Below are 20,046 nucleotides of genomic sequence, written 5' to 3' on the forward strand. Positions count from 1 at the left end.
ACGGGCCAGCCCTTACCCTCGACGCATGTCGGCGTCGCGCGTCCGCGCGTCCGCGCTGCTCCCGTTGAGCGTGCTCGTGCTCGTGGTCTGCGGGCTGCTCAGCCTCACCGCGGTGACCATGGAGGTCGGCCTCCGGGGGGTGCTGCCGGGGCTGGCGCTGGCCGCCGTCCCGGTCGGTCCGGTGCTCGCGACCGTCCTCTGGCTGGATCGGCACGAGGCCGAACCCCCGCACCTGCTCGCCTTCGCGTTCGGCTGGGGCGCCTGCGTCGCGAGCCTGGGCGCGCTCGTCCTGAACACCGGGGTCTCGCGGTTGCTGGACCGCTCGGTGGGGGACGTGACGAACACCTCCGTCTTCGTCGCACCGGTCGTCGAGGAGACGCTCAAGGGGCTCGGGGTCCTGCTGCTCCTGCTCAAGCAGCGCCGGCAGTTCGACGGGGTCGTCGACGGGATCGTCTACGCGGCGTTCGTCGGGGTCGGGTTCGCCTACCTGGAGAACGTCCTCTACCTCGGCCGCGCCCTGGGGGACGACCAGCCGGCGTCGCTGGTGGTGGTGTTCGTGCTGCGCTGCCTGGTGTCGCCCTTCGCGCACCCGCTGTTCACGATGGCCGTGGGGGTCGGGTTGGGGGTCGCGGCCCGCCACCGCCGGGCCTCGTACCGCGTCGGGGCGCCGCTGCTGGGGCTGCTGGTGGCCGCCGTGCTGCACGCGCTGTGGAACGCCAGCGCGGGGTCGGGTACGGCGAACTTCATCGAGGTCTTCCTGCTGCTGCAGGTCCCCGTGTTCGCCGCCGCCGTGGCGGTGGCGCTCGCGGCCCGGGTGCGCGAGGCGCGGCTCATCGGTCGCCACCTGCAGGTCTACGTCCGGACGGGGTGGCTGGGGGAGGCGGAGGTCGCGATGCTCGCCTCCGGCACCGGGCGGCGGCGGGCGCGCTCCGTGGCCTCCGGCGCCGGGGGGCGGGACGCCGTGCGGGCCGTGCGCGACTTCCAGGAGACGGCGACGGAACTGGCCTTCCGGCGCGACCGGATGCGGCGGGGGACGAGCGAGTCGAGCCCGGAGGAGGAGCTGGAACTGCTCGAGCGGCTCGCGGTGCAGCGGACGGCGGTGCTGGGGCTGTTGCCGTAGCGCCCAGGCTCACGGGCCGTTCACAGCCGGTCCTGGGCGCGACGGCAAGGTCGTGGCCGAACGTCTCGGCATGACCACCACCACGACGGCGCGCGGCGACGCGGGCACGGGACCGGCCACGCCGCCCACGGGGCGAGCCCACCACCCGCACTGGGTCCGCTGGGCGACGATCGCGCTGCTGGCGGCGACGGGCGTCCTCTACCTCGTCGACCTCTCGGCCTCCGGCTACGCGAACAGCTTCTACGCGGCGGCCGTGCAGGCGGGGTCGCAGAGCTGGAAGGCCTGGTTCTTCGGCTCCCTCGACACCCAGAGCTTCATCACCGTCGACAAACCGCCGGCCTCGCTGTGGGTCAGCGGGATCGCTGCCCGCGTCTTCGGGTTCAGCAGCTGGTCGCTGCTCGTCCCGCAGGCCCTCGAGGGGGTCGGCGCGGTGTGGCTGGTCAACGCCGCGGTCCGCCGCTGGCACGGGCCGGTCGCCGGCCTGATCGCCGGGGCGGCCCTCGCCCTGACCCCCGCGGCGGCGCTGATCTTCCGCTTCGACGACCCCGACGCGCTGCTCGTGCTGCTCATGACCCTCGCCGCCTACTGCACCGTGCGGGCGACGGAGAAGGCGTTGTGGAAGTGGCTGGCCTGGGCCGGGGTCGCGATCGGGTTCGCCTTCCTCACCAAGATGCTGCAGGGCTTCCTCGTCCTGCCCGGTCTGGCCCTGGTCTACCTGTGGGCGGCGCCGACGGGGCTCGGCAGGCGCGTCCTGCACCTGCTCGGTGCGGCCGCGGCGGTCGTCGTCGCCGCCGGCTGGTGGGTCCTCGCGGTCACCCTCTGGCCGGGGGAGAAGCCCTACATCGGCGGTTCCACCGACGGCACCGTCATGGACCTCGTCCTCGGTTACAACGGCCTCGGGCGCATCCTCGGCTCCGACGGCAACGGCGGGGGCGGCGGCGGGATGTCCGGCGGGACGCCGGGGTCCAGCTTCGGCGGTACCGCGACCTGGCAGCGCCTGTTCTCCTCCGAGATGGGCAACGAGATCTCCTGGCTGCTGCCCGCGGCGCTGCTCGCCCTGGTCCTCGGGCTGATCGCCCGGGGTCGCGCACCGCGCACCGACCTGCGGCGCGCCTCGCTCATCATGTGGGGCGGCTGGCTGGTCGTCTCCGGGCTGACCTTCGCCTACATGGAGGGGACCGTCCACCCGTACTACACGGTGGCGCTGGCCCCGGCCGTCGCGGCGCTCGCCGCCGGTGGCGGGCAGGTCCTCTGGGCCCGCCGGACCCAGGTCCTGGCCCGGGTCGGCCTCGCGCTGGTCCTCGCCTCGGCCGGCGTCTGGGCCTTCGTCCTGCTGCACCGCAACGGGACCTGGGTGTGGGCGGGCTGGCTGCTGATGCTGGTGGGCGTCGCGCTGGCGACCGGGTTCGTCGTGACCCCGGTGCGGATGCGCAAGCTCGCGATCGTGCTGGTGCTCTCGGGCACGATCGTCGGCCTGGGCGGGTCGGCGTCCTACGCGGTGGCCACCGCGGCCACCGCGCACACCGGTTCCATCCCCACGGTCGGGCCGTCGAGCGCTGCGGCCGGCAGCGGCATGGGCGGCGGGTTCGGCGGGGCCGGTGGGTTCGCCGGGCGGACCCAGGACGGCAGCACCGGCCAGGCGCCGACGGGTGCGGCGCCGGGCGGGACCACCGGCGGCGGGGAGTCCGCGACCACCAGCAGCGAACTCGTGACCCTCCTGCAGGACGCGGGCACGACGTGGGCGGCGGCGGTGTCCGGGTCGCAGTCGGCGGCCTCGCTCGAACTGGCCAGCGGCACCGCCGTCATGGCGATGGGCGGCTGGAGCGACGACCCGACCCCGACGCTCGCGCAGTTCCAGCAGTACGTCGCCGACGGTGACGTCCACTACCTGATCAGCGGTGGGGGCAGGGGCGGGACAGCAGGCGGCGGCGACTCCGACGCCACGAAGATCCAGGAGTGGGTCGCGGCGAACTACACCGCCCTCACCGTGGGCGGTCAGACCGTCTACGACCTCACCCAGCCGACGACCGCCGGCTGACCCGGGACGCGCAACGGCCCGGCACCCTTCGCGGGTGCCGGGCCGTTCTGCGTGGACGAGTCACCCGGCAGCAGGCGGGAGCGCGCGGTCGACGAGGACGGCCGCGATGGCCGCCGCGGTCGGGAACGCGTCGTCGTCCAGGACCCGGCTGCGCGCCGCGGCGCCGTCGAGGAGCAGGGCCAGCTGCTCGCCGAGTCCGTCGGGATCGGCGGCGCCGGCTTCGCGGGCGGTGTCGCTGAACCGCGCCGCGACGGCGGTCTTGTACTCGCGTGCGTAGCGCGACGCGGGGTGGTCGGGGTCGTGGAGTTCGACCGCCGCGGCGATGAAGGGGCACAGGGGTGTGGTCGAGGACATCTCGAAGGCGGCCAGGAGACGTTGGCGTGGCGTGAGGTCGGGGCGGTCGAACACCGGGGACATGACCTCGGGGTCGAAGCGGCGCAGGTACTCGGCGACGAGCTCGTCCTTGGTGCCGAAGTGCTGGTACGCCGTGCGCTTGGACACCTGGGCGAGCGAGCAGAGCTGGTCCATGCCCGTGCGGTTGATGCCCTGCTCCCGGAACAGCCGCTGGGAGGCACCGAGGATGCGCTCGTGGGCACCTCGGCCGCGGCGCACGCCCTGGGGCCCCTTCTCCAACTCCGTCACGGTCCCAGGGTACCCGTTCGGTACGGATGAGTGTACTTAGCTTGCGTCCCCGACTCGTCCCGGTCTACGTTAAGTAGACAGGACGGTGTCTATAGGCGCCGGGCTGAGCCGACGTCACCGAAGGACAGGAACGATCATGGGAAAGCTCGACGGCAAGACCGCGGTCGTCACCGGAGCATCCGCCGGGATGGCGCTGGCCGGCGCGACGTTGTTCGTGGAGGAGGGTGCGCACGTCGTCATCCAGGCCCGCCGCCAGGCGGCGCTGGACGAGGCCGTCGCCGTCATCGGCCGCAACGTCACCGCCGTCCAGGGGGACGCGTCCGACCTCGACGACCTCGACCGCCTCTACGCGACGGTCCGGGAGGAGCGGGGCTCGATCGACGTGCTCTGGGCCCACGCCGGGACGGGCGAGCCCGCCCCCCTCGGCGAGATCACGGTGGAGCAGTTCGAGCGCACGTTCTCGCTCAACGTGCGCGGGACCCTGTTCACCGTGCAGAAGGCCCTGTCGCTGCTCAACGACCACGGCTCGATCGTCATGACGGGGTCCAACGCCTCCCTCGGCGCCTTCCCCGGTTGGAGCCTCTACGCGGGCAGCAAAGCCGTCCAGCAGGCCTGGGCCCGCGTCTGGCTCAACGAACTGCGTGACCGCAGGATCCGGGTCAACGTCCTGACCCCGGGCCAGGTGAGCACCGCCAAGCAGGAGGAGCTCTTCGACGAGGCCACGAGGAAGGCCTTCGAGGCCCTCGTCCCGCGGGGATCGATGGGGCGCCCCGAGGAGATCGCGCGCATCGCCCTGTTCCTGGCCTCCGACGACTCCAGCTACGTCAACGGCCTGGAACTGGTCGCCGACGGCGGCACCACGGCCCTCTGAACCGACACCAGGAGAGAGCACCTCATGAGCAGCACCACCATCGTGGGCACGGGGAACATGGCCCGGACCCTGGGCGCGCTGGCCGTCGCCGCCGGCGGCACCGTCGAGGTCGTCGGCCGCGACCGGGCCAAGGCCGAGGCGCTGGCCGGGGCACTGGGCGGCGGAACGACGGCGGGCACCTGGGGCGCGGTGCCGGCCGGGGACGTCGTCCTCCTCGCCGTCCTCGCCGCGGGCGTCGTCCCGGTCGTCACCGAGTACGGCGACGCGCTCGCGGGGAAGGTCGTCGTCGACATCAGCAACCCCTTCAACGCCACCTTCGACGGGCTGACCCACGACGGGGAGACCTCGATCGCGGCTCAGGTCGCCGAGGTGGCCCCGGCCGGGACCGGCGTGGTCAAGGCGTTCAACACCGTCTTCCGGGGCGTCCTCGAGAAGGGGCGTCCCGACGTCCTCCTCGCCGGCGACGACCTGCGGGCCAAGGCCGCCGTCGCGGCCTTCGTCGAGAGCCTGGGGCTGCGCCCGCTGGACGTCGGCGGACTGCGGATGGCGCACTGGCTGGAGGGGATGGGGGTGGTCACGGTGGGCCTGGCCGGCCACGGGGTCGGCCACGGGGACTTCGCCCTCGGCGTCCACGAGTTCACCGGCTGACCCCTCGCGGGGCCCGCCGCGGAGTGTGAGGCTCGCCACCCGGGGGCCCGTGGGCGGGCTCCCGGGCGGCACGCGGGTGCCGGCAGGTCGTAACCTTCGGTGGTCCGACGATCTCCTACCAACGAGGGTGAGTCTCGTGCCCGCATCGAACCGCTACGACGCCGTGCTCATCGGGGGCGGGGTCATGAGCGCCACGCTCGCGACGATGCTGGCCGAGGTGGAGCCGGACTGGAAGGTCCTGGTCCTGGAGAAGCTCGACACCGTCGGGGCCGAGAGCTCGGACATGTGGAACAACGCCGGCACCGGCCACTCCGCGCTGTGCGAGCTGAACTACACCCCGGCCACGGCCGACGGCGGGGTCGAGATCAGCAAGGCCGTCGCCATCAACGAGCAGTTCCAGTTGTCGCGCCAGTTCTGGTCCCACCTCGTCGAGGAGGGGGTCCTCCCCGACCCCCGCGACTTCATCAACTCCGTCCCGCACATGAGCTTCGTCCGCGGCGGGGACGTCGAGTTCCTCCGCGCCCGCCACGAAGCGCTGAGCCGGCACCCGTTGTTCGCGGGGATGGAGTGGGCCGAGGACCAGGCCACGATCGGGGAGTGGGCCCCGCTGCTCACCCAGGGCCGCGGTCCCGGGGAGAAGGTCGCCGCGACCCGGGCCGGGGCCGGGACGGACGTCGACTTCGGCTCCCTCACCAAGCAGTTGTTCACGGGGGCCGCGAAGGCGGGCGTCGAACTCCTCACCGGTCACACGGTCAAGGACCTGCGTCGTCGTGGTTCGGGCTGGACCGTCGTGGGGGCGAGTTCGACGGGGAGCTTCGAGATCGCCACCCCGTTCGTGTTCGTCGGTTCCGGCGGTGGAGCGCTGCACCTGCTGCAGCGCAGCGGGATCCCCGAGGGTGAGGGTTTCGGCGGGTTCCCGGTCAGCGGCCAGTGGTTGCGGTGCACGAACCCTGACGTGATCGCCGAGCACGGGGCCAAGGTCTACGGGCAGGCCGAGGTGGGGGCGCCGCCGATGTCGGTACCGCACCTGGACACCCGCTACGACCACGGCCGGAAGGCCCTGATGTTCGGGCCCTACGCCGGGTTCTCGCCGAAGTTCCTGAAGCAGGGTTCGCTGCTGGACCTGCCGCTGTCCGTGCGCCCGCACAACCTGCTGCCGATGCTCGCCGTGGCCCGCGACAACGTCTCGCTCATGACCTACCTGGGCAAGCAGATCGTGCAGTCGATGGACCAGCGCCTCGACGCGCTGAAGGTCTTCTACCCCGACGCCCGCGCCGAGGACTGGGAGCTGCTGACCGCGGGTCAGCGGGTCCAGGTCATCAAGAAGGGCAAGCGCGGCGGGGTGCTGCAGTTCGGCACCGAACTCGTCCACGCCGCCGACGGTTCCGTCGCGGCGCTGCTCGGTGCCTCCCCGGGGGCCTCGACGGCCGTCGAGGTGATGCTGCGGCTGCTGCGGCAGTGCTTCCCGGCCCACCAGGACCTCTGGCGTTCCCGGTTGGAGGCGATGGTGCCCTCCTACGGCACGAAGCTCTCCGACGACACCGATCTCCTCACGAAGACGCTGTCCCGCACCAGCGACGTCCTCAAACTGGCGGCCTGAGCCGTGGCGGTCTCGTTCACCGCGACCGTGGAACTGCACCGCACGACCGCGACCGGGATCGAGGTCCCGGCGGACGTCGTCGCGGCGCTGGACGGCGGGAAGCGGCCGGCCGTGGTCGTCACCTTCGCGGGGTACAGCTACCGCACGACGGTCGGGGTCATGGGCGGACGCAGCCTCGTCCCGATCAGCGCCGAGGTGCGGGCGGCGTCGGGGGTGGCGGCGGGTGACGAGCTCGAGGTCACCCTCGACCTCGACACCGCACCGCGCACCGTCGAGGTGCCGCCCGACCTCGCCCGGGCCCTCGAGGGGGCCGGGCTGAGCGCCGCGTTCGAGGCGCTGTCGCCCTCGGCCCGCAAGGCGCACGTCACCTCCGTCGAGGGGGCCAAGGCGGAGGCGACGCGCCTGCGCCGCGTCGAGAAGGTCGTCAGCGACCTCTCCCGCTAGTCGTTCTTCACCGCACCCCAGCCGTGCCAGTTGCCGATCTCGACGAGGACCGTCACCCGGGGGCTGTCGCGGTTGGGGTAGGGGCGACCGGTGTAGTGGGTGGAGACCCGGTCGATGTCGGCGAGGTCGGTGTCGTCGCGGACCTCCACGACGTCCCCCTGCACGCTGACGTGGGTGTACCAGTCGCCCTCGGCCAGCGCGGTCAGCGAGACCTTCGGGTTCGCCTTGAGGTGCCGCAACCGGGCGCGGCTCGCGTCGAGGTTCAGCAGCAGCCTGCCGTCCTCGAACAGGTACCAGGTCGCGACGGTCACCGGGTGGCCGTCGGGGTGGATCGTCGCCATGACGGCCGGGTTCGGCTTCGCGAACAGCGCCGCGACGTCGTCGGGCAGCGGGGGCTTGGGCACGGTTCCTCCAGTGGTGCGCGGGTGGGACGCTGAGCACCGTACGACACCGTCCGCGGGGAGGAACCTGGTGCGCTGGACCGTGCTCGACTCGCCGCTCGGCGATCTGACGGTGGCCCGCACCGAGGCCGGGATCGCCGGACTGTGGTTCGCCGACCACCGGGGCGGACCGGGCGAGAGCCGCACCGGACCCGCCGAACGCGACGACACCGCCTTCGACGACGTCGCCGGCCAGCTCGCGGAGTACTTCGCGGGGGAGCGGCGCAGCTTCGACCTGCCGCTGGCCCCGCACGGGGAGGCGTTCGCCCGCTCCGTGTGGGCGGCGCTGCGCGAGATCCCCTACGGCGAGACGTCGACGTACGGGGCCATCGCCCGACGCCTCGGCGGGGTCGGGCACGCCCAGGCCGTGGGGGTCGCGAACGGTCGCAACCCGATCTCGATCGTCGTGCCCTGCCACCGCGTCGTCGGGCACGACGGGGCGCTCGTCGGGTACGCGGGCGGGTTGTGGCGCAAGCGCTTCCTGCTCGCCCTGGAGGAACCCGCCGCGGACGACGCGGGGCGCCTGTTCTAGGACGTGGTAGTCCTGGGACCGTGCTGCCCGGTCTCTCCTCGCGTCCGCTGACCCTCGACGACGTGCCCGCGTGGTGGCGGTTGGAGGAACGTGCCGCCGCCCTCGACCACCCCCACTCCCGGGAGGGCGAGGCGTCGTTGCGCTCCCGCCTGGTCGGTGAGGGCTTCGACCCCGCGCGGCAGAGCACCGGGGGTTTCGACGAGGCCGGGGAACTGCGGGCGCTCGGCTGGCTCGGACTGCGCCTCGGGGACACCGAGCACCTGCGGCTGCACTTCACCGGGGTCGTCGACCCCGCCTGGCGGGGGCGGGGCGTGGGTCGCGAACTGCTGGCCTGGGCCGAGGCGACCGCCCGGGAGCGGGCGGCGTGGCGTCGCGCCGACCTCGGACGGGACGTCCCCGCCGCCCTGCAGGTGTGGGCCGCCGACGACCGCGAGGACCTCGCCCGCCTCTGCGCCGCCGGCGGACTCGGCGTTCGGCGCCACTTCAGCACGATGCGCCTGGACCTGCGTCCCGGCGTGCCCGACGCCCCCGAGCCGCCCGCCGGGTACCGCCTCGTCCGGGTGGACGAGCACGGCACCGAGGGGTTGCGGGAGGCGCACAACGAGGTGTTCGCCGACCACTGGGGTTCCCAGCCGCTGACCCCGGCGGACTGGTCGCTGCTCGTCGTCGACAACCCCACGTTCCGGCCCGCGTGGAGCTACCTCGTCCTGCGCGGGGAGGAGATCGCCGGGTACGCCGCGGTGCACGCCCACGAGGACGACTGGCCGGCGCTCGGTTTCGGCGAGGCCCACCTCGACACCCTCGGGGTGCGACGCACCCACCGTGGGCACCGGCTGGCCGGGGTCCTGCTGGCCGCTGTCGCCCGCCGCGCCGCCGAGGTCGGACTGGCCGCGGTGGCCCTGGACGTCGACACCGAGAACCCCTCCGGCGCACTGGGTCTCTACGAACGCGCCGGGTACGTCCGGGCCCACGGCGCGACGCTGCACGCCAAGGACCTCTGAGCGGACCTACGCACCCGCCGTCGGTGCTGCGGACCCGGTGGGCGCGGCGGGCGTCGCGCCGTCCGTCGAGGGGGCACCGGGCGACCCCGCGGGCGGGGTGGGAGCGTCCGCCGGGGGCGTCGGCGGGACCGGGCGACCGACCTCGACGCGGGTCGCGGTGAAGGACCCGTCGGAGGCGACGTCGGCACCGGCGGGCGCCTCGGCGTGCACGTGCTGCCCCACCACGATCGCGGAGGCGTCGGCGGCGGCGCCGTCGGCGAGGACCTCCGCACCGGACACGTCGACGACGCTGGTGCGCCCGTCGGGTCCGCCGAGGGTGACGCGGTCACCGTCGACGGCGGTGACCTCACCGTCGGCGCGCAACGGCTCGACGACGACGCGCTGCGCCGCTCCACCGTCGCCGGCGAGGTCGGCGTGCACGCGCTGTCCGACGGTGAGGGCCGAGCGGTCGGCGCTGCCCTCGCCCTGACCGGGTCCCCGGTCCAGGACGACGGTCGTCGCGTCGTCCAGGGTCACGGTCGCCGTCTCCCCACGGGGCCCGGTGACGACGAGGACGTCCCCGTCGAGGCTGGTAACGGTGCCGTGCGCGTGCAGCGCGTCGTCGACGGGCGGGCCCACGGGCCCGGCAGGGGCGGGGGGCGGCGCCACGGTCCCGGTGCTCGCGCCGGGGCTCGGCGTGGTGGTCCCGTCGGCGAACGCGGCGGTCGCGCTCGCACCGGCCACGGCCGTCGCGGCGACGAGGGCGCCCAACGCGGTGCGGCGCAGTCGAGCACGGGTACGGGGGGTGTTCGGCACGGGGTTCGGCACGGTGTTCCTCCAGTCGTCCGGGGTGTCTCCCCGGTCGAGACCACTGGACCCGGTGGACCTGAAGTCGACCTGAAGCGCGGCGTCGCGGCCGCGTTCTTCAGCCGGGCTTCAGGCTCCGGTGTGGCCGCCGGCTCCGGCCTCTGCGATGTTCGGCGGGTGCCCCCCACCGCCGTCCGCGTCCTCTTCGTCGAGGACGACCCCCTCATCGCGGAGTCGGTGGCCGCCGCGCTGACCGCGGCCGGGATGGTGGTGCACAGCCAGGCGGACGGGAGCGACCTGCCCACCGTCCTCGACGCCTTCCGCCCCGACATCGCCGTGCTCGACGTGATGCTCCCCGGCGAGGACGGCCTCTCGCTGGCCCGCCGGGTCTGCGTCCCGCGCGACGTCCCCGTCGTCTTCGTCACCGCCCGCGACGCCGTCGACGACCGGTTGTCCGGTTTCGACGCCGGCGCCGACGACTACCTCGTCAAACCCTTCGCCGTCGAGGAACTCCTCGTCCGGCTGCGGGCCGTGCTGCGCCGCGCCGGCCGGGCGCCGCAGGTCGTGCAGGTCGACGACCTCGTCCTCGACGAGTCCGCCGCGGTCGCGGTGCGGGCGGGGGAGCGCCTCGACCTGACGGCCACGGAGTTCAGGCTGCTGGCCCAGCTCGTCCGCCACCGCGGACGCACCCTGTCGAAGTTGCAGCTGCTGACCCAGGTCTGGGGGTACGAGCACTACGACCAGAACCTCGTCGAGGTCCACGTCAGTGCGTTGCGCCGCAAGCTGGAGGAGCACGGGCCGCGCATCGTGCACACCGAACGCGGCATCGGCTACGTCCTGCGGGCCGACCTCACCCCCCGCCGGGACGGCTGAGGCGTGCGCACCGTCTCACTGCGACGGCGGGTCGTCGCCGTGTCCGCCGCCGTCGTCGTCCTGCTGCTGCTCGCCGTCGGGGTCTTCGTCGACGCCGACCTGGGCTCGCGGCTGCGCGACGACGCCCGCGCCCGACTCGTCGGGCTGGCCGACCTCGGGGTCCAGCTCGACGGGGTCGTCGACGACCAGACCCTGGTGAACCGCCTCGCCACCGCCGGGGCCTCGGCGGAGCTGCAGACCGACGGGGGCACCGTCGTCGGGCGACCGGGTCCCGGTGCCGGTCCGGCGGCGGGTCCCCCCGGCCCGGCCGCTGCCGCGCCCGGGCCCGCGCCCGACGTCGTCGAGGACGGGGACCTGCTGCGGGTCGAGCGGGAGCTGGGCGACGGGCGGGTGCTGGAGGTGACGACCTCGCTGCGCCCCGTCGAGGACGCCCGGTCGCAGTTCCGGCGCTCGATGCTGTGGGGTGGGGCCATCGGCGTCGTCGTGGCCGTCCTCGCCCTCTGGTTGCTCCTCGGCCGGGCCCTCGTCCCGCTGGACACGATGACCCGCACGGCCCGGTCCATCGCCGCCGGCGACCGCGGCCGACGACTGGCGCCGGACCGGGCGGGAACGGAACTCGGACGGGTCGCGGTCGCCTTCGACGAGATGCTGGACTCCCTCGAAGGCGCGGAGTCCCGCGCCTCGCAAGCCCGGGACCGGTTGCAGCGCTTCCTCTCCGACGCCGCCCACGACCTGCGGACACCGCTGGCCGCGGTGGTCGCCGCCGCGGAACGGCTGCTGCTCGACAGCGGTTCCCGCGAGCAGCGCGAGGAGGTCGCGGTGCGGATCGTGCGGGAGGCCCGCCGCGCGGGCCGGTTGGTGACCGACCTGCTCGCGGTGTCGCGGCTGGAGGAGGTCCGGCCGCAGCCGTCGCCGCTGGACCTCGCCGACGTCGTCCGCACGGCCGTCCACGACGCGGCACCCGGGGCGCCCGTGGAGGTCCGGGCCGCCGCGGTGCCGTTGCGCGCCGACGCCGAACACGTGCGGCGGGTCGTGGTGAACCTCCTCGCCAACGCCCGCGTCGCCGCGCCCGGGGGACGCGTCGTCGTCGTGGTCGACCGCGCCGACGACGGCCGCGGGGGACGGGTCGTCGTGGCCGACGACGGGCCCGGCATCGCCCCCGCCGACCGGGAACTCGTCTTCGGACGCCTCGTCCGCCTCGACCCCTCCCGCACCGGCGACGGGGGAGCGGGGCTCGGGTTGTCGATCTCGCGCGGGCTGGCCCGGGCCGCGGGCGGGGACCTGCGCTGCGCGGACCCCGACGACCCGACGCTGCCACCGGACCTCCCGGCCGGCGCCGTGCTCGTCCTCACCCTGCCCGCGGGCTGAGGCGGGTCAGAGCATCCGGCGCACGTGCTCCACGACGGCGTCGGCCGAGGCCTCGACCTGTTCCAGGGTCCGCTCGAAGTCCTCGCGGCCGCCGTACCAGGGGTCGGCCATGTCCGGACCGGACCCCTCGGCGCCCGGTTCGAACGACCGGTAGAGCCGGACCTCCGCGTCGGGGTCCTGGCTGCGCAGCCACTGCGCGTGCCGGGACGTCATGGCCAGCAGCAGGTCCCGGTGCGCAATCTCGTCGACCGTGACCTGGTGGGCCCGGTGGGTGGGCACCTCGTAGCCGTGCTCGCGCAGCACCGCCGCGGCGCGCCGGTCGATCGGGTTGCCGTCCTCCTCGTCGGAGATGCCCGAGGAGTCGACCACCACCCGCTCGGCGAGCCCGGCCGCCGCGAGCCGGTCACGCAGGACCACCTCGGCGATCGGGGAACGACAGATGTTGCCCGTGCAGACGGTCATGATGCGCAGAGGATCGGTGCTCACCCGCGCAGTCTGTCGAACTCGACCGCCGCGTCCCCTTGTGGGCTGGCTGTGAGTGGTGAAAGCTCACAGCGCGCACAGGTCGTGACCCTTCCGGGGGAAGGGTCACCCGTGCCACGACCCAGGAGGAGATTCATGGTCCACCCCTCGCGCGGCGGCCGACTGGCCCTGGCCGCCCTGTCGGTGACGGCGCTCGCGATCCCGGCGTCGGCGACCGCTGCCTCGGCCGAACCGTCCCTGCTGTCGGTGCCGCTGGCCTCCGACATGACGCTCGTCGACGGGAACTACAAGGGCGGACGCCCGCTGCCGCTGACGTCCCAGGCGGACGCGAGTGCTGCGCGGACGACGCTGTCCGCCCCGCAGACGCGCAGCGGCGGTGGGGTTCAGGTCGGTGACGAGAAGGACTGGCCGTCCCTCATCGACGGCGGCGTCACCCCCGACGGCGAGGTGTTCGACACCGCCATCGACGTCCGCGGTTACACCCTCAAGGGTCTCGGCGACCACATCGAGGTCTGGGTCGCCGACGACCTCAGCTTCCCCGAGGGCGACTGCCGCAACACCCTCTCCGACGGGGCGCTGACGTCGGTCACCGACGCCCAGGCCCAGAGCTTCGCCGACGAGTTCGACGACAACATGCTGCCGAAGGAGTCCGAGGCGTTCTCGGTCGCCCCCGACCGCGACGGGTCGAACCAGGTGTTCAGCTCGCTCTTCCCCGACGGCACCTACCCGGCCGACTACTGGAACGGCGAGGGGGACCGGACCGTCGCGCTCATCGACAACGTGCGCGACCAGAACTACTACGACCCGACCAACGTCAACGGCCGCACCTACATCGGCGGGTTCTTCTACTCGACGTTCAACGAGCTCCTCGACCGCAACGTCATGACCATCGACGGGTTCGACTGGCTGCACCGCACCGGTACCAACCCGCCGGACGACTCCGACGACCCCGCCTACCAGGCCTGCGCGGACTTCCTGCAGCGTCCCGGCCTCGGTGAACCCCGGGTGCGCAACTACGAGGGCACCTTCGCCCACGAGTACCAGCACCTGCTGCAGTACTACACCGACTCCGACGAGGTGAACTGGGTCAACGAGGGGCTCTCGGACTGGGCGCAGACCCTCGTCGGCTACGTCGACCCGTCGGTCCCGCTGGACGACCCGACCGCCGACAGCCACCTCTCCTCGTTCTTCGGCTGGAACCCCACGCAGAGCTTCGGCGGCCCGGAGCAGTCCGTCACCCAGTGGGGTGACCAGGGCGCTCCGGAGACCCTCGCGGACTACGGCGCCACCTACGCGTTCATGCTCTACCTCGCCGACCACTTCGGTGGTGACGAGTTCATGAGCGCCCTGCACAACGAACCCGCGAACGGGCTCGCCGGTCTGCAGAACGTCCTCGACCAGTTCGGCTACGACGACGACGCCCTCGACGTCCTGCACGCCTACCTGGCCTCCAACGCCGTGGACGCGGCGATCGACGGCGGGGCGAGCGTGAAGCACGGGAACGCCGCGGACCTCACCTCGGGCGCGTTGTCCGGGATGGTCAACTGGGACACCCCGCAGGCCTACGACTCGCCCGGGGCCCCGGTCAACGGCGCGGACTACGTCCGGCTGCGCAACCTCGACGGCTACCTCTCCGACGGTTTCGTGAGCTTCGTCGGGGCGAGCAACTACCCGGTCAGCCCGGTCGAGTGGACCTCCGAGGACGGGAACCTCACCTCGGGCAAGGGCGACAACCTCGACCGCGCGATCGTGCGTTCCGTCGACGTCCCCGCGGACGACCCGACGATCACGCTGGACCTCGCCCTGGACACCGAGGAGGGCTACGACTACTTCTACGTCCAGGTCTACGACGAGGCGACGGGGACGTGGGTCAACCTGCCCACCGCCGACGCCGACCCCACCACGGGCGGGCTCAGCGGCGTCGTCAACGGGGAGACCGTCTTCGACGCCTCGTCGGTAGCCGGCCGGACGGTCGACGTGGCCCTGCGCTACGTCACCGACGGCGGGGTCTCCAACCCCGGCGTGACGGTGAAGTCGGTCCGTGTCGGGGGGAACGAACTCCCCGACGCGATGGACCTCTCGACCTGGCAGTCGCTGACCCAGGCGCACCCGATCCCGGTGGCGGGCTGGACGGTTCAGCTCGTCGGGTACTCCGGTGACCAGGTGTCCGTGGTGAAGCTGCCCGTCGTGAAGGCGCCCTGGGGCTGGACGACGGTCGCTCCGGTCTCGCTCGTCCTCGGGTTCACCCCGGACGTCGCCGCGGTGCTCGTGACCGCGGACGACCCGACCGAGACGGCGCCGTCCTACGCGCCGTACCAGATGTTCGCCAACGGGATCCTGCAGCCCGGTGGTGGTTCGGGCGCCTGAGCCCGGACGCAGGACGGCCCCGGAACCCTTCGCGGGTTCCGGGGCCGTCTGCGTACGGGTCAGACGATCGCGAAGAGCACGTACCCGCCGACGGCCAGCACCAGCACGATCGTGGCGAGGACCGTCGGGTTGCGGTACCAGCCGGCCTCGCGCGGGACGGCGCGCACCGAGGCGGGGGTGAGGGACCAGACGAGGCCCTTCAGGTCCGCCTCCGGTTTCGGCGTCCCGCCACGGGAGACGAGCCAGCCGACGAGCACCGCCACGACCGTGGCGACGCCGCCGCCGAGGAAGCTGGAACCCTGCCCGGACAACGAGATCACCCCGACCTGGTTCAGCACGAACACGAACACCGCGCTGAGCGTCCCCGAGAGCAGACCCCAGAAACCGGCCGTCCCGGTGAGCTTCTTCCAGAACAGGCCGAACGCGAACACCGCGAACAGCGGGACGTTGAAGAACGAGAACAACGTCTGGATGTAGTCCATGATGTTGCTGAATCCCGCGGCGATGAACGCGGTGCCGATGGCCAGCGCGGTCCCGACGACGGTCACGACGCGGCCGACCTTGAGGTAGTGCGCGTCGTCCTTGCCCGGTCGCAACCAGTCCTGCCACAGGTCGTAGGTGAAGACCGTGTTGAAGGAGCTGACGTTCGCGGCCATGCCGGCCATGAACGCCGCGAGCAGGCCGGCGAGCGCCACCCCGAGGAAGCCGTTGGGCAGCAGTTCACGCAGCAGCAGCGGGACGGCGTCGTTGTAGGTGACGTCGCTCGGCAGGCCCTTCTTGAGGCTCTCGATGCCGGGGATCAGGACCGCGGCGATCATGCCGGGGATGATGATGACCAGCGCGATGAGCACCTTGGGGATGGCCGCGATGAGCGGGGTGCGCTGCGCCGCCGCGGCGTTGCGGGCGGAGAACGCCCGCTGCACCTCGGTGAAGTTGGTCGTCCAGTAGCCGAAGCTGGTGACGAAACCCAGGCCGAGGACGACGCCGAACGTGGAGCCCACGGCGCTGCCGATCCCGGTGAGGTCCTGGGCGGGGAACGCCTGCAGCATGTTCTGGCTGCCCTGGTCGGTCAGGCGCGACACGAGCCCGTCCCAGCCGCCGACGCGGTGCAGGCCGACGAGGGTGATGGGGACCATCGTCACGACGATGACGAAGAACTGCAGGACCTCGTTGTAGATCGCGGCGGAGAGGCCACCGAGGAACGTGTAGGCCAGGACGATGACGCCGGCGACGACGATCGCCAGCCACGTCGGCCAGCCCAGCAGGGCATTCACGACGATGGCCATCGCGTAGAGGTTCACACCGGCCAGCAGGACGGAGGCGATGGCGAACAGCAGGCCCTGCAGGCGCTGGGTCTTCGCGTCGAAGCGGCGGCCGAGGAACTCCGGGACGGAGCGGACCTTCGAGCCGTAGTAGAACGGCATCATCACCAGCGCGAGGAACACCATCGCCGGGATCGCGCCGATCCAGTAGTAGTGGAACGCCTGCTCACCGAACTGGGCGCCGTTGGCGGCCTGCCCGAGGAGCTCGGTGGCGCCGAGGTTGGCGGAGACGAAGGCGAGTCCGGTGACCCAGGCGGGCAGGCTGCGACCCGAGAGCAGGAAGTCCAGGCTCGAGGAGACGCTGCGGCGGGCGATGAGGCCGATGCCCAGGACGATGAGGAAGTAGAACCCGACGAGCAGGTAGTCGATGAGGTGGGCGTCGATGCGCAGGTTCGACGCGGTGGCCACGCTCGTCACGAGGGTGGCGCTCACTTCGCGTCCTCCCCGTCAGGGAGGTCGGCGGCGTCGGTGGCCGGCGCCTCGGCGTGGAGCGGTTTCGCCACGGTCCAGCCGATGAAGAGCGCGGACAGGACCAGCATGCCGATCCCGGTCCACAGGTTGAGGTTGATGCCGCCCGTCTTGGCGCGGTCGGCGTCGGTGAACGACACCAGTCCGTAGATGAGGCAGACCACGCCGTAGACGGCGAACAGGCCGCCGATCACGGTGCGGATGTCGAAGAGGACGTCGGCCTTGCCGTCGCCCCCCGTGCGTCGTGCAGACACGAGTCAGCTCCAGTGCAACGTTGAAGGATCGGCGGATACCTTTGCATGAGGCAACCGTCGCCACGCAATCGGGGTCTGGTGTGGCCGGGGTCACACCGGCCCGACCGTGAGCTTCCGGGATCCAGGCACTCGACCGCTTCGAAGACCGGAGGAGACGTCGAGCCGCAGGGGCTCGTGGAGGAGGCGGAGCAGTGGACGACGATCGGATCAGCCGAGAAGCGGCCGCGTCGCGCGTCGCGTCGTGGACGGCCGACGAGGTGGACGTCCTGCGCGCCGTGGCTCGGGGACTCCCCGCGAGCGTCGTCGCCGAGCACCGGCGGAGCACCCTCGCCCAGGTCGGTGCCACGCTCGCCTCGATCCGGGGGAAGGCGTCCGTCACCTCCACGCAGGCCGCGGTCGGGCTCGCCCGCGACGCCGGGCTCCTGGACTGACGGCGCAGGTCAGCGGGCCGAACCGCTTCCACGCGGGACCGCAGACCGTCCACGACGGCGACGAGACCCGCGGCGCCGCCGTAGCGGGGACGTCGAACACGATGCCGAGGTCGTGACCACCGGCACGGTCCTGGCCACGGCGCCCGCGGAGGTCGACGGTGGGGCCAGTGCACGACGACGCGGGTGCCGACCCCGACGTGCTGGGTCGAAGCGGTGGTGACCCGCGTGCCTCCGAGCCCCAGGTCCAACGCCGTCGCGGGGTTCTCCCGGACCTCGAGGCGCAGCACGACGTCCTGCGGACAGGAGAACCGCGAGACCCGGCGCCGCTCCGCGGTGGCCGCGAGATCACCCGTCTGGCGGGCACCGTCGACCACGGCGGCGATCTCGTCGATCCCGCCGACGCGTGCCTGTGCGGCGCGCAGGCCGCGGAGCACGGCGTGGCCGTTGGCCCGGACCGTCGCCACCGTCGTGGAGAGGACGTCCGTGGAGGCCCCGATGCCGGCGACCTGCCCCTCGACCTCCTACCGCACGGTCCCCGGCGCCGCGACCGGCGACGACGGCCGCGGCGGAGCCGGGGCTCCAGCCGCGGTCGGGCTCTGCTGGGGCCTGCGTCGGTTCCCGTCGGGTGGACCTGCCGTGCGATCGACGGCGTCGACCCGGATCGTGTGTCGGCGTTCAGGGGACCGGGATCGACCGTCCGACTCCCGGAGGGACCACCCCCGTGCCTGCCCGAGGGGTGGCTGCCCGCGTGGTCCCCTCCCGTGCGATCGCCCGCGCCACCCGTCGGGAGTCGAGGTTGATCTGCATCAGCGCCCCCTTCAGCGGGACGCGGAAGCCCACGAACCGCACCCCCGCGACGAGGGGCACGGTGCCGGCGTGCCGGCCGCGCGGTCGGCCGTGACCGTCCAGGACACCGAGGTGACCGACCAGTCCGGCGAGCGCGGGAGACCACCCCGTGGCCGCGATCACCACGTCCGGTGAGCTGGTGCGCCCGTCGGCGAACTCGACCGTCGCGCCGTCGATCCCCGTCACGGCCGCCGCGACGGTCACCCTCCCCGCCCGGAGCGCATCCAGCAGACCGACGTCGATGAGCGGCGGCGTCCCCGCCTGCCGGGCCGCGGCCACGACCCCGCGGGCGGGTGCGGGAAGTCCCCACCGGGACAGGTCACCCACGAACACCCTGCGCACGACCCCGTTCACGGCGTCGAGCGGACCGGCCGGGAGCACGTCCTGGGGGAGACCGAGCAGGGTCGTGGGCAGCGGGCCGAGCTCCCGGGGGACCACGCTCGGCCCGGTGCGCACCGACCACTCGACGCTCCGTGCGCCACCCCCGGCGAGGTCGGCGGCGATCTCGGCCCCCGAGTTCCCCGCGCCGACGACGAGGACCGAGCGGCCCACGAAGTCCGTCGGGTTGCGGTACCGCGAGGAGTGCAGGACGGGCACGGTGGCCGACCACGCCCAGGGCGGCAGGACCGGTTCGTGCGCCAGCCCGGTGGCGACCACGACCTGCCGGGTGCGCAAGCGGGTCCTCCCCGCCCGGGCCAGCCAGCGACCGTCCTCGGGGTCCAGACGGGTCACGTCGGTGCCGAACTCCGGTTCGATCCCGTGGTGGGCTGCGTAACGGTCGAGGTAGCCGGCGACGTCGTCACGGGCCACCCAGCGCCCGGCGGCGGTGGGGACGGGGAGTCCCGGTAGACCCGACTGCACGCGCGGGGTGTGCAGGTGCAACCGGTCGTAGCGGGCGCGCCACACGTCACCGACCGCCGCTCCCCGGTCCACCACGACCGGGCGCAGACCGCGGTTCAGCAGGCACGCCGCGGTGGCCAGCCCGGCCGCGCCCGCACCGACGACGAGGACCTCCACGTCCCGGGTGTTCACGCGGTGGAGAGTAGTGCTTTCCGCGGCGGGGCGACAGGGTCGGTCAGTTGATCTTGAGCCCCGCTCCGCGCATGCGTTTCTTGCTCCGCTGCACCGATTCCTTGAACGCTCGGATCACCTTGATCCCGCGGCGACGGAAACCGATGACGTCCATCGCGCCGTCGAGCAGCGCCTGCTCCTGCACCTCCAGCCCCAGGCGGGCGAACGTCAGGGCGACCGCGGCGTCGACGACCGCGGGCGGGGTCTGGTCCACGTTGGGGTGCCCGCCGTTCAGGCCGGCGAGGAACTCCGCGACCCTCGTCTCGGCGTCCGCGGCGGAACCGAGACCCCGGGGCAGCTCAAGTTCGGCGGGTTCTTCGACGACGGTGGGTTCTTCGACGACGACGGGTTCTTCGACGATGGTGGGTTCTTCGACGATGGTGGGTTCTTCGACGATGGTGGGTTCTTCGACGATGGTGGGTTCTTCGACGATGGTGGGTT

At 73.0% G+C, this 20,046-nt stretch carries 20 protein-coding genes; 12 read left to right on the top strand and 8 right to left on the bottom strand.

All coding sequences use genetic code 11. The annotated features are described in order from the left end of the window. Positions 1-25: 25 nt before the first annotated feature. Both AC0I8G_RS16930 and AC0I8G_RS16935 read left to right on the top strand, forming a co-directional pair. Complete coding sequence (locus AC0I8G_RS16930; protein ID WP_471730969.1) at positions 26-1,120, top strand: PrsW family intramembrane metalloprotease; 1,095 nt, start codon at positions 26-28, stop codon at positions 1,118-1,120. 70 nt (positions 1,121-1,190) lie between these two features. Beyond that, positions 1,191-3,158 (top strand): ArnT family glycosyltransferase, encoded by a 1,968-nt coding sequence (locus tag AC0I8G_RS16935; protein WP_471730970.1) that lies wholly within the window; start codon positions 1,191-1,193, stop codon positions 3,156-3,158. A 60-nt stretch (positions 3,159-3,218) separates the two neighbouring features. Here AC0I8G_RS16935 and AC0I8G_RS16940 read toward each other — a convergent pair whose 3' ends face one another. Then, on the bottom strand, positions 3,219-3,800 hold the full coding sequence (locus tag AC0I8G_RS16940; RefSeq protein WP_471730971.1) for a TetR/AcrR family transcriptional regulator: 582 nt from the start codon (positions 3,798-3,800) through the stop codon (positions 3,219-3,221). A 136-nt stretch (positions 3,801-3,936) separates the two neighbouring features. Between AC0I8G_RS16940 and AC0I8G_RS16945 the strand changes: the two genes are divergently transcribed. From AC0I8G_RS16945 to AC0I8G_RS16960, 4 genes are all read left to right on the top strand, one after another. After that, positions 3,937-4,671, top strand: coding sequence for an SDR family NAD(P)-dependent oxidoreductase (locus AC0I8G_RS16945; RefSeq protein ID WP_471730972.1), 735 nt, complete (start codon positions 3,937-3,939; stop codon positions 4,669-4,671). A 24-nt stretch (positions 4,672-4,695) separates the two neighbouring features. Then, positions 4,696-5,319: an NADPH-dependent F420 reductase gene (locus tag AC0I8G_RS16950; protein ID WP_471730973.1), complete on the top strand. Its 624-nt coding sequence runs from the start codon at positions 4,696-4,698 to the stop codon at positions 5,317-5,319. A 127-nt stretch (positions 5,320-5,446) separates the two neighbouring features. Beyond that, entirely contained in the window at positions 5,447-6,919 is a 1,473-nt protein-coding gene (locus AC0I8G_RS16955) for a malate:quinone oxidoreductase (RefSeq protein ID WP_471730974.1), read from the top strand. Positions 6,920-6,922: 3 nt separating this feature from the next. Beyond that, on the top strand, positions 6,923-7,363 hold the full coding sequence (locus tag AC0I8G_RS16960; protein ID WP_471730975.1) for a YdeI/OmpD-associated family protein: 441 nt from the start codon (positions 6,923-6,925) through the stop codon (positions 7,361-7,363). Here AC0I8G_RS16960 and AC0I8G_RS16965 read toward each other — a convergent pair. Then, a complete protein-coding gene (locus AC0I8G_RS16965; RefSeq protein ID WP_380261220.1) occupies positions 7,360-7,767 on the bottom strand; it encodes a TIGR03618 family F420-dependent PPOX class oxidoreductase in 408 nt (135 codons plus the stop codon). The two genes, AC0I8G_RS16960 and AC0I8G_RS16965, sit on opposite strands and share 4 nt — an antisense overlap. 67 nt (positions 7,768-7,834) lie before the next feature. Between AC0I8G_RS16965 and AC0I8G_RS16970 the strand changes: the two genes are divergently transcribed. Both AC0I8G_RS16970 and AC0I8G_RS16975 read left to right on the top strand, forming a co-directional pair. After that, a complete protein-coding gene (locus AC0I8G_RS16970; RefSeq protein WP_471730976.1) occupies positions 7,835-8,335 on the top strand; it encodes a methylated-DNA--[protein]-cysteine S-methyltransferase in 501 nt (166 codons plus the stop codon). A gap of 20 nt (positions 8,336-8,355) precedes the next feature. Then, positions 8,356-9,336, top strand: coding sequence for a GNAT family N-acetyltransferase (locus AC0I8G_RS16975; protein ID WP_471730977.1), 981 nt, complete (start codon positions 8,356-8,358; stop codon positions 9,334-9,336). Between the two features lie 6 nt (positions 9,337-9,342). Here the strand turns inward: AC0I8G_RS16975 and AC0I8G_RS16980 are convergent, their stop codons facing one another. Continuing rightward, positions 9,343-10,143 carry a hypothetical protein gene (locus AC0I8G_RS16980; RefSeq protein WP_471730978.1) on the bottom strand — a complete coding sequence of 267 codons (801 nt, stop codon included), beginning with the start codon at positions 10,141-10,143 and terminating at the stop codon, positions 9,343-9,345. A gap of 156 nt (positions 10,144-10,299) precedes the next feature. Between AC0I8G_RS16980 and AC0I8G_RS16985 the strand changes: the two genes are divergently transcribed. After that, positions 10,300-10,995 (top strand): response regulator transcription factor, encoded by a 696-nt coding sequence (locus AC0I8G_RS16985; protein ID WP_380261228.1) that lies wholly within the window; start codon positions 10,300-10,302, stop codon positions 10,993-10,995. A gap of 3 nt (positions 10,996-10,998) precedes the next feature. Then, a complete protein-coding gene (locus AC0I8G_RS16990) occupies positions 10,999-12,363 on the top strand; it encodes a sensor histidine kinase (RefSeq protein ID WP_471730979.1) in 1,365 nt (454 codons plus the stop codon). A 6-nt stretch (positions 12,364-12,369) separates the two neighbouring features. Here the strand turns inward: AC0I8G_RS16990 and AC0I8G_RS16995 are convergent, their stop codons facing one another. Continuing rightward, positions 12,370-12,825, bottom strand: coding sequence for a low molecular weight protein-tyrosine-phosphatase (locus AC0I8G_RS16995; protein WP_471730990.1), 456 nt, complete (start codon positions 12,823-12,825; stop codon positions 12,370-12,372). Between the two features lie 156 nt (positions 12,826-12,981). Between AC0I8G_RS16995 and AC0I8G_RS17000 the strand changes: the two genes are divergently transcribed. Then, complete coding sequence (locus AC0I8G_RS17000; protein ID WP_471730980.1) at positions 12,982-15,213, top strand: gluzincin family metallopeptidase; 2,232 nt, start codon at positions 12,982-12,984, stop codon at positions 15,211-15,213. A 59-nt stretch (positions 15,214-15,272) separates the two neighbouring features. On the opposite strand, the gene AC0I8G_RS17005 is transcribed toward AC0I8G_RS17000, so the two are convergent. Together AC0I8G_RS17005 and AC0I8G_RS17010 are read right to left on the bottom strand one after the other, a co-directional pair. Next, positions 15,273-16,967, bottom strand: a complete 1,695-nt coding sequence (locus tag AC0I8G_RS17005; protein WP_471730981.1) for a sodium:solute symporter family protein — start codon at positions 16,965-16,967, stop codon at positions 15,273-15,275. Next, a complete protein-coding gene (locus AC0I8G_RS17010; protein ID WP_380261236.1) occupies positions 16,964-17,257 on the bottom strand; it encodes a hypothetical protein in 294 nt (97 codons plus the stop codon). The genes AC0I8G_RS17005 and AC0I8G_RS17010 overlap by 4 nt, the downstream gene beginning before the upstream one ends. A gap of 191 nt (positions 17,258-17,448) precedes the next feature. Between AC0I8G_RS17010 and AC0I8G_RS17015 the strand changes: the two genes are divergently transcribed. After that, positions 17,449-17,688 (top strand): hypothetical protein, encoded by a 240-nt coding sequence (locus AC0I8G_RS17015; protein WP_471730982.1) that lies wholly within the window; start codon positions 17,449-17,451, stop codon positions 17,686-17,688. A gap of 675 nt (positions 17,689-18,363) precedes the next feature. On the opposite strand, the gene AC0I8G_RS17020 is transcribed toward AC0I8G_RS17015, so the two are convergent. After that, entirely contained in the window at positions 18,364-19,566 is a 1,203-nt protein-coding gene (locus AC0I8G_RS17020; RefSeq protein WP_471730983.1) for a flavin-containing monooxygenase, read from the bottom strand. Positions 19,567-19,609: 43 nt separating this feature from the next. Continuing rightward, positions 19,610-20,046 (bottom strand): hypothetical protein (locus AC0I8G_RS17025; protein ID WP_471730984.1); only part of this gene is annotated, 437 nt, incomplete at its 5' end.

Source organism: Kineococcus sp. AC630, assembly GCF_979255925.1.